This is a genomic window from Paraburkholderia sp. GAS32 (genome assembly GCF_050434225.1).
In the GTDB taxonomy this organism is placed as follows: Bacteria; Pseudomonadota; Gammaproteobacteria; order Burkholderiales; family Burkholderiaceae; genus Paraburkholderia; species Paraburkholderia madseniana.
This window is the reverse complement of the sequence record NZ_JBNPVS010000017.1, coordinates 120,011-132,418: the sequence shown is the minus strand read 5'-3', so window position 1 is coordinate 132,418 and position 12,408 is coordinate 120,011. Positions and strand designations below refer to the sequence as shown.

Here is a 12,408-nt window from a genome sequence, read left to right as displayed (position 1 = left end):
GAAGGAATCAACGTGGCACGTTATATCGGCCCTAAGGCCAAGCTGTCCCGCCGTGAAGGCACTGACCTCTTCCTGAAGAGCGCCCGTCGTTCGCTCGCTGACAAGTGCAAGCTTGACAGCAAGCCTGGCCAGCACGGCCGCACGTCGGGTGCACGTACGTCCGACTACGGCACGCAGCTGCGCGAAAAGCAAAAAGTGAAGCGCATCTACGGTGTCCTCGAGCGTCAATTCCGCCGTTACTTCGCTGAAGCCGACCGCCTGAAGGGCAACACAGGTGAAAACCTGCTGCAATTGCTCGAATCGCGTCTCGACAACGTCGTGTATCGCATGGGCTTCGGCTCGACGCGCGCTGAAGCACGTCAGCTCGTGAGCCACAAGGCGATCACGGTGAACGGCGTGGTGTCGAACATCCCGTCGATGCAAGTGAAGGCAGGCGACGTCGTCGCAGTGCGCGAACAAAAGAAGAAGCAGGCGCGTATTCTCGAAGCGCTGTCGCTGGCTGAGCAAGGCGGTCTGCCGAGCTGGGTCGCTGTCGATTCGAAGAAATTCGAAGGTACGTTCAAGCAGAAGCCGGAACGCAGCGACATCGCTGGCGATATCAACGAAAGCCTGATCGTCGAATTGTATTCGCGGTAATCGGATTAACGGCCGGGGCACCCCGATTGCGTTGCGCAAGGGGGCGTCTCGGCTGTTTATTTTCAGGTTGTTACCGGTCAGCCTTATCGGTGTAACGAGCCGAGGGTATTGAAAAGGAAAACCTATGCAAACCAGTTTGTTGAAGCCCAAGATCATCGCTGTTGAATCGCTTGGTGAGAGCCACGCGAAAGTGGTCATGGAACCGTTTGAACGCGGTTACGGCCACACCTTGGGTAACGCGCTTCGGCGCGTGCTGCTGTCGTCAATGATCGGCTACGCGCCGACCGAAGTGACGATCGCAGGCGTCGTACATGAGTATTCGACGCTCGACGGTGTGCAAGAGGATGTGGTCAACCTGTTGTTGAACCTGAAGGGCGTAGTGTTCAAGCTGCATAACCGTGACGAAGTGACGGTTACGCTGCGCAAGGAAGGCGAAGGCGTTGTCACCGCTGGCGACATCGAACTCGCGCACGATTGCGAAGTGATCAACCCGGATCACGTGATTGCGCATTTGTCGAAGGGCGGCAAGCTCGACGTGCAGATCAAGGTCGAAAAGGGCCGTGGTTATGTGCCGGGCAATGTGCGTCGTTACGGCGAAGAGTCGGCCAAGATCATCGGCCGTATCGTGCTGGACGCGTCGTTCTCGCCGGTTCGCCGCGTGAGCTACGCCGTTGAAAGCGCGCGCGTCGAACAGCGTACCGACCTCGACAAGCTCGTGATGAACATCGAGACCAACGGTGTGATCTCGCCGGAAGAAGCGATCCGTCAATCGGCGCGTATTCTGGTTGATCAACTGTCGGTGTTCGCTGCACTGGAAGGCACTGAAGCAACGGCGGAAGCGCCGTCGCGTGCGCCGCAGATCGATCCGATCCTGCTGCGTCCGGTTGATGATCTCGAACTGACGGTTCGTTCCGCGAACTGCCTGAAGGCCGAGAACATTTACTACATCGGCGACCTGATCCAGCGTACGGAAAACGAGTTGCTCAAGACCCCGAATCTGGGGCGCAAGTCGTTGAACGAAATCAAGGAAGTACTGGCGTCGCGTGGTTTGACGCTCGGCATGAAACTCGAAAACTGGCCGCCGGCAGGTTTGGACAAGTAAGTCGAGAAGTAATCTCGGGATAAGACCCCGCTGCTGCACTGGCAAAGACGCGGATTTTCCTTTAAAATCCGCGTCTTGGCTTTTTTCACTACCGGCCCGTGCACTCATCACCGTTGGGAAACCGAGGGTAGACCGAGCGCGATAGAAGAGCTGGACCAAAACTTTGAATCAAAGGAATTAACATGCGTCACCGTCATGGTTTGCGGAAACTGAACCGCACGAGCAGCCACCGTCTGGCAATGCTCCGTAACATGTCCAACTCGTTGATCGAGCACGAAGTCATCAAGACGACGCTGCCGAAGGCGAAAGAACTCCGTAAAGTCGTCGAGCCGCTGATCACGCTCGGCAAGAAGCCGTCGCTGGCAAATCGTCGTCTGGCGTTCAACCGCCTGCGCGATCGTGACTCGGTCACGAAGCTGTTCGAAGTCCTCGGCCCGCGTTACGCTACCCGTCCGGGCGGCTACCTGCGCGTCCTGAAGTTCGGCTTCCGCGTCGGCGACAACGCACCGATGGCACTGGTCGAATTGCTGGACCGTCCGGAAGTCGAAGAAGTTGAAGTGCAAGAAGCTGAGTAAGCTTTTTAGCATCGAAGAAAAAGCCAGGCGCCAAGCCTGGCTTTTTTGTTTATAGCGGCGAATTTCACTGCGGCATGTCGATCGCGGCGGCCAAATGCCGCATGCTTGCTGCGTAGGCGTCTGCGGCACCGCGAGGCTAGGTGATACGATATTGGCACTTGAATCGTGTCTGTCTGGAGCCTTCGTGAGCGTGAGCTTGAATGTGACCTTGATTCTGACCACGGTACCGGATGCTGCCGTTGCTCAGAAGCTCGCCGCGGATGCGTTGGCCGCGCGGCTATGCGCCTGCGTCACGCAGTTGGGCACTGTGCAGTCCAGCTATCACTGGCAGGGCGCCGTCGAAACGACGCAGGAGATCCAATTGCTGTTCAAGACCAGCGCGGCACGCGCGCTCGAGCTCGAGCAGTACATTCAGGCCCACCATCCCTACGACACGCCGGAAATCCTCTCGTGGCAAGCTACGGCATCGGTCGCGTACGGCCAGTGGATTGCTGCTGAAACCCAACGTCCTCTCCATGTTTAACGGTCTAAATCGACGTGCGCGTCACGCGTTGCGCGTAGTCTTCTTCCTGTTCGGCTGCCTGATATTCGCGCAGTTCGGCACGCTTGCCCGCGCTGCGGACGACTTCCTCGATCCCGCCGTCGCCTTCAAATTCAGCGCGACCGAGAAACCGGGCGAAGTCGACGTCACGTACAAGATCGCGGACGGTTACTACATGTACCGTGAGCGCTTCGCGTTCGCGACCCGCAACGGCACGACGACGATTGGCGAGCCCCAATTGCCGGCTGGTCATGTCAAGTTCGATCAGACCTTCAACAAGAACGTCGAGACGTATCGCAGTGAGCTGACGATCCGCATCCCGGTGAAACAGGCCCAGGGGCCGTTCGACCTGGCCGTCACGTCTCAAGGCTGTGCCGATGCAGGCATCTGCTATCCGCCGATGGAGCGCGTGTACCACGTGAGCGGCGAGGCTTTGCAGCCGGCCGGCAGTGCGGCGGCTACCGGCGGCGGCTCTACGCAGCAATCCGCAGCAGCCGGCGCGCCGTGGTATGAGCGCGCCACCAGCGCCGACTATGCGCAATCGCTGCTGCAAGGCGGTGGCTTCTTCGCGATCATCGGGCTCTATTTCGTGGCCGGCGCCGTGCTCAGCCTGCTGCCGTGCTCGTATCCGATGATCCCGATCCTGTCGGCGATCATCATTGGCGAAGGCGCGCGGGTGACGCGTGCCCGCGGCTTTGCGTTGTCGCTGGCCTATGTGATCGGCATGGCGCTCGTGTACACGGCGCTTGGCATTGCGGCCGCGCTCGTTGGGCAGAGCCTCGGCGCGTGGCTGCAGAACCCGTGGGTACTTGGTACGTTCGGCGTACTGCTGACCGTTTTCGCCTTGACGCTGATCGCGGGCTTCGACATCGCTTTGCCGCAGCGCTGGCAGGACGGCGTGTCGCGCGCGTCGACCGGACGTTCCGGCGGCAAGTTTGCCGCTGTGGCGGTAATGGGTGCCCTGTCCGCGCTGGTGGTCGGGGCCTGCATGACCGCGCCGCTTTTTGCCGTGCTGGCATTCATCGCGCATACGGGCGACGCGTTGCTCGGCGGCGCGGCGCTGTTCTCGATGGGACTCGGTCTCGGTGTACCGCTCCTGATTATCGGCCTTGGCGCTGGTACCTTGCTGCCGCGCGCCGGCGCTTGGATGGACGGCGTCAAGGTGTTTTTCGGTGTAGTGTTGCTTGCGGCGGCCCTGTGGATCGTCTGGCCGGTGCTTGGTGCGACCGCGACCATGCTGTTGAGCGCGCTGTGGTTGCTGATCGCTGCAGCCGGGCTTGGTCTTTTCTCGGCCTCGACGGCGGGCGCTTCGGTGTGGCGCCGGCTCGGCCGTGGTATTGGCGCAGCGCTGGCAATCTGGGCGGCGGTGCTGCTGGTCGGCCTTGCTGCGGGTTCGTCCGATCCGCTGCGTCCGCTAGCGGTCCTGGCCGCACGTGGGGGCGGGGAAGCAAGCGTGGCAAACACCTCTAACATGCCGAATACAGCGCCACAGAGCGATCTGACGTTCGCTTCGGTGCGTTCCTCGACCGAGCTCGACGAGGCCGTCAAAACGGCTGCGCAGCCCGCTATGCTCGATTTTTACGCAGACTGGTGCGTGAGCTGCAAAGAGATGGAGAAGTTCACGTTCAGCGATCCGCGCGTTCAGGCGAAGTTGAAGCAGATGAACCTGCTGCGCGCCGACGTCACCGCGAATAACGCCGACGATCAGATGCTGCTCAAGCGCTTCAGCCTGTTCGGCCCGCCCGGCATCATCTTTTTCGACCAGGGCGGCAAGGAAGTGCTGCGCGTCGTCGGCTACGAGTCCGCAGACAAGTTTTTGCGCACCCTCGATCGCGCGAACGCGCCCCGGGGCGTAACGCAAAGCAGCTCGCCCGCCTGAGCGGGCAAAGAAACCCGCGCCGACACGCCCGTAGAAGACGCACGCCAGAACACGCATAAAAAAACGGAGGCACGACTTAAAAAGTCGGCCTCCGTTTATTTGGGGCGCTTTCAAAGACTAGCGCCGCCGGCAAAGCGACACGTTAAATCACTTCTGTGAGCGCAAAATCCGCGCGGCATCCAGCGCGAAGTAGGTCAGCACGCCATCCGCGCCTGCGCGCTTGAACGCCAGCAGCGATTCCATCATCGCCTTGTCGTGATCGAGCCAGCCATTTTGCGCGGCCGCCTTCAGCATCGCGTATTCGCCGCTGACCTGATACACGTAGGTCGGGAACTTGAACTCGTCCTTCACACGACGCACGATGTCCAGATACGGCATGCCGGGTTTGACCATCACCATATCCGCGCCTTCTTCGATGTCCGCTTGCACTTCGCGCAGCGCTTCATCCGAATTGGCCGGATCCATCTGGTAGGTCATCTTGTTGCCCTTGCCGAGGTTCGTCGCGGAACCGACGGCATCGCGGAACGGGCCGTAAAACGCCGACGCGAACTTGGCCGCGTAAGCCATGATGCGCGTGTGGATATGTCCCTCGCTCTCGAGCATTTCGCGGATCGCGCCAATGCGGCCGTCCATCATGTCCGAGGGCGCAACGATATCGACGCCCGCTTCAGCTTGCACACGCGCCTGTTCCACGAGGATCTCGACGGTCTCGTCGTTGATCACGTAGCCCGCTTCGTCCAGCACGCCATCCTGGCCGTGGCTCGTGTACGGATCGAGCGCGACGTCGGTTAGCACGCCGAGGTCGGGAAAGTTCTTTTTCAGTTCGCGAACCGCGCGCGGAATCAGGCCAGCCGGGTTGGTCGCTTCGCGGCCATCAGGCGTCTTCAAGGAAGGATCGATGGCCGGAAAGAGCGCCAGTACCGGCACGCCCAGCTCGACACATTGCTCGGCCACGCCCATCAGCAGATCCACCGACACTCGCTCGACGCCCGGCATCGACGGTACGGCTTGCCGCACGTTGGTGCCTTCGACGATAAACACGGGATAGATCAGATCGTTGGTGGTAAGGATGTTTTCTCGCATCAGACGGCGCGAGAAGTCGTCACGGCGCATGCGGCGCGGACGGTAGTGCGGAAAGAAGCTCATAACCGAATCGAAGAAACGTGGATGTGTGGAGTGGACAAGTAGCGCCTGCCTCCGCTCCCGGAAACTTTTCGAGACAATGGTATATCATACCGATCGAGCAAGGCGCCCTGCGCTGACCTCCCCGCTTCTCCTCCCTGAGCGGGTGCCTGTCGTTTTTTCGATTAGGCTGTTTGACCCGCCGTTAAAGCGGCGGGTTTTTTTATGGGCGGCCGGAATGGCGTTTTTTGCCTGGGCTCGTACCCGCCGCGAGATTACTGCGGCGCGTCTGCTTCGCCCTTAGCCTCGGGGATCAGCCAGCTTTCGATCAGTTCGTGCGCTTCGTCGATGCCAACGCGCTTGAGCGCCGAGAACAACTGTGCGGTCAATTCGCCCTGGTAGCCGGCGGCGCGATATTCGGCCAAACCTTTCTGTGTCGCGCGCAAGGCGTTGACGCTTTCCTGGCGCGTCAATTTGTCGCATTTCGTCAGCAGCGTGTGGATCGGCTTGCCGGTCGGCGCGAACCATTCGATCATCCGCTGGTCCAGATCCGTCAACGGACGGCGCGAGTCCATCATCAGGATCATGCCGCGCAGTTGCGAGCGCGACTGCAGGTAGGTGGAGAGCAGCGCTTCCCAGTGGGCCTTGGCCGCGCCCGGCACTTCCGCGTAGCCGTAGCCCGGCAGGTCGACCAGATGCGCGGTTGGCTCGTCCTCCTTGCCCACCGAGAAATAATTGATGTGCTGCGTGCGGCCAGGCGTCTTACTGGCGAACGCGAGGCGCTTCTGATTGCAGAGAATATTGATGGCCGTGGACTTGCCTGCATTCGAGCGTCCCGCAAAGCAGATCTCAGGTTGCGCGGTGGCCGGCAGATCACGTAAGTGATTGACGGTCGTGAAAAAGCGGGATTGGTGGAGCAGGAAGGACATGATCAGGCCGGTATTCGAGACGCCGGGGAACCCGGAGTGGGGACGGGTCAAGCCCGACTGGCGTCTTAGCGATTAGCGAGTTATTGTACAATACGATGGTTTACTGAAAACCTGAGGGGGCCAGCCCGCGTGCCTTGGCGGCTCTTTGCGGTCACTCAGTCGCTGTCGTATCTTGCAAAACCTCTAAAATCCCACAAGACGAGACAGGGTGTGCGAATGAATCGACTGTGCAAGACTCTGATGGTGCTTCAAGTAGCGGCAGGTCTTTCAGGTTTGGCAATTCAGGCACGAGCAGCAGATCCGGCAAAGCCGGACGTCAATCGGGGGCAGGCAATCGCAGTGCAGGTTTGCGCGTCATGTCACGGTGCAGACGGCAACAGTGCTGGTGGTGCGTATCCGAAGCTGGCAGGTCAGCATCCCGAGTATCTCGTCAAGCAACTGATGGATTTCAAAACGCAGCCGGGCGCCAAGCAGCCCGCGCGCAACAATGCGATCATGGCGGGCATGGCCGCGGCGCTGTCCGATCAGGACGTGGTCAACGTGGCGGCTTATTTCTCGACGCAGACCCCGAAACCAGGTTACGCGCATAGCAAGGACACCGTCCCGCTCGGTCAGAAGATTTATCGCGGTGGGATTGCGGACAAGGGAGTACCGGCGTGCGCGAGTTGCCACGGACCGACCGGTCAGGGGATTCCGTCGCAGTATCCGCGTCTGTCGGGGCAGTGGGCCGAATACACGGTGGCGCAGTTGACCGCGTTCACGCAGGGCTCGGGCGCACGTAACAACAATGAGGCGATGCACGCCGTTGGATCGCGTCTGTCGGACAGCGAGATCAAGGCTGTAGCCGATTACATCGCGGGCTTGCACTAAGAAGTCCGCACGCAAGCAACCGGCCCGGCGAGGCCGGTACAAAACAAGAAAAGGGTGAGGGCGTCGTGTCTACGACAGCCCTTCACCCTTTTTTGCTGTTCAGTCGGAGTATGAATGAGCTTCACCACGTCGGGTTTGCAGTCGAAGTCGGGCAATCGCTTCACGCGCAGCATCATCGAGGTATTGAGTTCGATGCGCTTCGCGATCTCGTTGCTCGTGATCCTGTCGATCGCCAGTATTATCGGCACCGTCCTCACGCAGGACGATCCGTATCCCAACTACGTCAATCAGTTCGGCCCGTTCTGGGCGGACATCTTCCGCTCGCTGAGCCTGTACACGGTGTACAGCTCGTGGTGGTTCATGCTGATTCTCGGCTTCCTGATGGTGTCGGTGTCGCTGTGCGTGATCCGCAATGCGCCGAAAATGGTCGCGGACGCCAAAAGCTGGAAAGACAAGGTCCGCGAAGGCAGCTTGCGCGCGTTCCATCATAAGGGCGAGTTCGCGGTGCACGGCAAGCGCGCGCAGACCGCGGCGGTACTCGCCAAACTCTCGGCCAAGCTCGGCTACAAGTTCGTCACACGTGAGTCGGACGGTGCAACGCTGATCGCAGCGAAGCGCGGCGCGCTGACCAAGTTCGGCTACATCTCGGCGCACATTGCGATTGTGGTGATCTGTCTGGGCGGCCTGCTCGACAGCAATCTGCCGATCAAGCTGCAAATGTGGCTGTTCGACAAGTCGCCGATCCGCGCCAACACGGTGATCAACGACATTCCGCCGGAACATCGTCTGTCGCAATCGAACCCGACTTTTCGCGGCTATGCGTGGGTGCCGGAAGGGCAGCATGTGTCGACGGCGATCCTTAACCAGCCGGACGGCTCGCTGATCCAGGACCTGCCGTTCTCGATCGAGCTGAACAAGTTCATCGTCGACTACTACTCAACGGGCATGCCGAAGCTGTTTGCGAGCGACATCGTCGTGGTCGACCATAAGACGGGCGCACGCGTGCCGGCACGCGTCGAAGTGAACAAGCCGTTCACCTACGACGGCGTGTCGATCTATCAGTCGAGCTTCCAGGACGGCGGCTCGCAGATGCAGATGACCGCGTATCCGATGTCCGGCGCGAGCGCGAAGACCGCGCCGTTCGGCGGTACGATCGGCGGCAACGCACCGTTGGGCACGGCCACGCCGCTGGCTGACGGCCAGACCGTCGAATTCACCGATTTCCGCGCGATCAACGTTGAAAACGTCTCCAATGGCAGCGGCCAGAACGATGCACGTGGCGTCGCCGCGCATCGGTCGCTGAAAGAAGCGTTTGACGAGCGCCTCGGCTCCGGTGCCAAGAGCTCGAAGCCGCTCGATCTGCATAACGTCGGTCCGTCGGTGCAGTACAAGGTGCGCGACAAGGACGGCCAGGCGCGCGAGTACAACAACTACATGCTGCCGGTGGACGTCGCGGGCGAAAAGATGTTCCTCGCCGGCATGCGTCTGAATCCGGACGATCCCTTCCGCTACCTGCGGATTCCCGCCGACACCGGTGGGACCGTCAAGGAATGGATGAACCTGCGCGCCACGCTTGAAAATCCGGCCATGCGCGCGACGGCCGCTCACCGTTTCGCGCTGCGCTCGGTGCCGGGTTCGAATACCGAACTGCAACAGCACCTGGAAGAAAGCGCGTTGCGTGTCCTGACCCTGTTTGCGGGTGCGGACAACGGTATCAAGATGCCGAACGGCCAGACGGTCGGCGGCTTCCAGGCGGTCGCCGGGTTCATCGACCATTCGGTGCCGAAGGGCGAGCAGGAAAAAGCCGCGGGCCTGCTGCTGCGCATGCTGGAAGGCGCGACGTGGGACCTGTGGCAACTGTCGCGTGAGCAGCTGGGCGAGCCGGACGCGCAGGCCAATGCGGACGCCAGCCGCTTCGTTCAGAGTTCGATCAATGCGATATCCGACAGCTTTCTGTATGGTTCGCCGGTCTATTTGCAGCTTGACTCATTCAAGCAGGTGCAAGCTTCGGTATTTCAGTTGACGCGCGCGCCGGGCAAAAAAGTCGTGTATCTTGGCAGCCTGCTCCTCGTGTTGGGCATCTTTTCGATGTTCTACGTCCGCGAACGGCGCCTCTGGTTCTGGCTCAAAGATACCGATCACGGCACGAATGTCGTGATGGCGATGTCGAGCGCGCGCAAAACGCTCGATTTCGAAAAGGAGTTCGTTCAAACGCGCGACGCTGTGGGCGCCGCGTTGGGCGCCAAACTCACTGAAGCATCCGACGCCGCCGGCGCCTCCGACAAACCCGGCCATGCCGGCGCGCCGTCCGCACGCTCACAAGATTCGACCCGGTAAGATCATGGACTTGACTCAGGTTTCTTCATCCTCCTCTTCACCCTCGCGGCCGCAGAAGTCGTTCGCGAACGAGGCACTCAACGTTGCTGAGTATGACGAGCGGCCGTTTCTGAAACGGCTCGGCATCGTCGACTGGCTGTTCGCCGTCGTGATGGTCGCGGGCGCGGGGTTTGCGCTATCGCGCTATCACCCGTTCATGAACTACTACGACAAACTGGTGCTGTGCCTGGCCGTGCCGGTGTTCGTCGTACTCGGCTGGCGCTGGAAGCCGGTGCGTCCGCTGATGGTGGGCATTGCCGCGCTGTCGTTGCTGGCAATCCAGATCTATCAGGGCGATCTGTCGCGCGCGGATAGCGCGTTCTTCCTTAAGTATTTCCTGTCGAGCCAGTCCGCGATTCTGTGGATGAGCGCGCTCTTCGTCTTCGCCACCGTCTTCTACTGGATCGGCCTGCTGTCGCGCTCGCCGACCGGTGCCGCGATCGGTTCGAAAATGACGTGGGCCGCGGTGGTGATGGGCTTTGTCGGTCTGATGGTGCGCTGGTACGAGTCGTACCTGATCGGCGCGGACGTCGGCCATATTCCAATCTCGAACCTGTACGAAGTGTTCGTGCTGTTCAGCCTGATCACCGCGCTGTTCTATCTGTACTACGAGCAGCACTACAACACGCGTGCGCTCGGCGCATTCGTGCTGCTGGTGATCAGCGCGGCGGTCGGTTTCCTGATGTGGTACTCGGTCGCGCGTGACGCCCAGCAGATCCAGCCACTCGTGCCGGCGCTGCAGAGCTGGTGGATGAAGATCCACGTGCCGGCCAACTTCATCGGCTATGGCAGTTTCGCGCTGTCGGCAATGGTCGCGGTCGCGTATCTCGCGAAAGAGCGCGGCGTGCTGGCAGACCGTCTGCCGCCGCTCGATGTGCTCGACGACCTGATGTACAAGTCGATCGCCGTCGGCTTCGCGTTCTTCACGATCGCGACGATCCTCGGCGCGTTGTGGGCCGCGGAAGCGTGGGGCGGCTACTGGAGCTGGGACCCGAAGGAAACGTGGGCGCTGATCGTGTGGCTGAACTACGCGGCCTGGCTGCATATGCGCCTCATGAAGGGCCTGCGCGGCGCGGTGGCGGCATGGTGGGCACTGACTGGCCTGCTGGTGACGACCTTCGCGTTCCTCGGCGTCAACATGTTCCTGTCGGGGCTGCATAGCTACGGCAAGCTGTAAGATCGGCCGTTCTGAGCCGACTAAAAACCGCCGAGTGCTTCGCACCGGCGGTTTTTTTACGTCCGGCGGAATATTTGCAGCATCCAGTGTGTTTGTTAGATCAGCACCCAAGGATGGCTGGGCGAGTGGCTAAACGAGCCGATTCATCAATATGGCCCCGTAAGATAGACAACCCGATGGGCCGGCAAGGAGCAGCACGATGTGGATCAAGCGAAGCGATAGAACTCAACTCGTCGGCGATGACATCGCACGCAGCGAAATCACGCCCCAGCGTTTATTCGAGAACCGGCGGCGCGTGTTGCAGGCAGCGGGTGCGCTGGCGCTCGGCAGTCTGATCGGCGTGAACGGCGAAGCGCTGGCAGCCTATTCGTCGCCGGATCCGAAGGCGCAAAAGCTCGCCGCGAAGACCAACGCGAAGTTCGTCGCACCCGACAAGATCACGCCGTACAAGGACATCACCACGTACAACAACTACTACGAGTTCGGCACCGACAAGGCGGACCCCACGCACAACGCCGGTACGTTGCGTCCGCACCCGTGGAAGGTGAGCGTCGAGGGCGAAATCAAGAATCCGAAGGTGTACGACATCGACGAATTGCTGAAGCTCGCGCCGCTCGAAGAACGCGTGTACCGGTTACGTTGTGTCGAAGGCTGGTCGATGGTGATACCGTGGATCGGCGTGCCGCTCTCGGAGTTGATCAAGCGAGTGCAGCCGACCGGCAACGCGAAGTACGTGCAATTCATCACGCTCGCCGATCCGTCGCAAATGCCCGGGCTGTCGACGCCGGTACTCGACTGGCCGTACACCGAAGGTCTGCGAATGGACGAAGCAATGAACCCGCTGACGTTCCTGACGATGGGCCTCTACGGCCAGGTGTTGCCGAATCAGAACGGTGCGCCGATCCGTGTGGTGGTGCCGTGGAAGTACGGCTTCAAGAGTGCGAAATCGCTGGTGAAGATCCGCTTCCTCGACAAGCAGCCGCCGACAAGCTGGAACACGTACGCTTCGAACGAATACGGTTTCTATTCGAACGTGAATCCGAACGTCGATCACCCGCGCTGGAGTCAGGCCACCGAGCGGCGCATTGGCGAAGATGGATTCTTCACACCCAAGCGCAAGACGTTGATGTTCAACGGCTACGGCGATCAGGTCGCGTCGCTGTATCAGGGCATGGATCTGAAGAAGAACTTCTAAGCGACG

The 12,408-nt window shown here is 60.6% G+C and carries 11 protein-coding genes; 9 read left to right on the top strand and 2 right to left on the bottom strand.

Annotation, left to right across the window (positions count from 1 at the left end):
* The first annotated feature begins 12 nt into the window (after positions 1-12).
* The 5 genes from rpsD (at position 13) to dsbD (ending at position 4,733) form a co-directional block, all read left to right on the top strand.
* The gene (gene rpsD / locus P3T25_RS21475; RefSeq protein WP_007180123.1) at positions 13-636 is read left to right on the top strand and encodes a 30S ribosomal protein S4; all 624 of its coding nucleotides are present in this window, start codon (positions 13-15) and stop codon (positions 634-636) included.
* Between the two features lie 124 nt (positions 637-760).
* Positions 761-1,738 (top strand): DNA-directed RNA polymerase subunit alpha, encoded by a 978-nt coding sequence (locus P3T25_RS21470; protein WP_006052226.1) that lies wholly within the window; start codon positions 761-763, stop codon positions 1,736-1,738.
* A gap of 182 nt (positions 1,739-1,920) precedes the next feature.
* On the top strand, positions 1,921-2,313 hold the full coding sequence (gene rplQ / locus P3T25_RS21465; RefSeq protein WP_006052227.1) for a 50S ribosomal protein L17: 393 nt from the start codon (positions 1,921-1,923) through the stop codon (positions 2,311-2,313).
* Positions 2,314-2,503: 190 nt separating this feature from the next.
* Positions 2,504-2,836 carry a divalent-cation tolerance protein CutA gene (gene cutA, locus P3T25_RS21460; protein ID WP_168435997.1) on the top strand — a complete coding sequence of 111 codons (333 nt, stop codon included), beginning with the start codon at positions 2,504-2,506 and terminating at the stop codon, positions 2,834-2,836.
* Positions 2,829-4,733, top strand: coding sequence for a protein-disulfide reductase DsbD (dsbD, locus tag P3T25_RS21455; RefSeq protein WP_154567039.1), 1,905 nt, complete (start codon positions 2,829-2,831; stop codon positions 4,731-4,733). Before cutA ends, dsbD begins: the two co-directional genes overlap by 8 nt.
* Positions 4,734-4,880: 147 nt before the next feature.
* Here dsbD and hemB read toward each other — a convergent pair whose 3' ends face one another.
* On the bottom strand, positions 4,881-5,879 hold the full coding sequence (hemB, locus tag P3T25_RS21450; protein WP_093643376.1) for a porphobilinogen synthase: 999 nt from the start codon (positions 5,877-5,879) through the stop codon (positions 4,881-4,883).
* A gap of 251 nt (positions 5,880-6,130) precedes the next feature.
* Positions 6,131-6,784, bottom strand: coding sequence for a ribosome biogenesis GTP-binding protein YihA/YsxC (gene yihA, locus P3T25_RS21445; protein ID WP_429358921.1), 654 nt, complete (start codon positions 6,782-6,784; stop codon positions 6,131-6,133).
* A gap of 216 nt (positions 6,785-7,000) precedes the next feature.
* Between yihA and P3T25_RS21440 the strand changes: the two genes are divergently transcribed.
* The 4 genes from P3T25_RS21440 (at position 7,001) to msrP (ending at position 12,402) form a co-directional block, all read left to right on the top strand.
* Positions 7,001-7,654, top strand: coding sequence for a c-type cytochrome (locus P3T25_RS21440; protein WP_154567036.1), 654 nt, complete (start codon positions 7,001-7,003; stop codon positions 7,652-7,654).
* Between the two features lie 114 nt (positions 7,655-7,768).
* Positions 7,769-9,991 (top strand): cytochrome c biogenesis protein ResB, encoded by a 2,223-nt coding sequence (locus P3T25_RS21435; protein ID WP_154567035.1) that lies wholly within the window; start codon positions 7,769-7,771, stop codon positions 9,989-9,991.
* A 4-nt stretch (positions 9,992-9,995) separates the two neighbouring features.
* Entirely contained in the window at positions 9,996-11,207 is a 1,212-nt protein-coding gene (gene ccsB / locus P3T25_RS21430; protein WP_171926350.1) for a c-type cytochrome biogenesis protein CcsB, read from the top strand.
* A gap of 199 nt (positions 11,208-11,406) precedes the next feature.
* Positions 11,407-12,402 (top strand): protein-methionine-sulfoxide reductase catalytic subunit MsrP, encoded by a 996-nt coding sequence (gene msrP, locus P3T25_RS21425; RefSeq protein WP_429358920.1) that lies wholly within the window; start codon positions 11,407-11,409, stop codon positions 12,400-12,402.
* Positions 12,403-12,408: the final 6 nt, after the last annotated feature.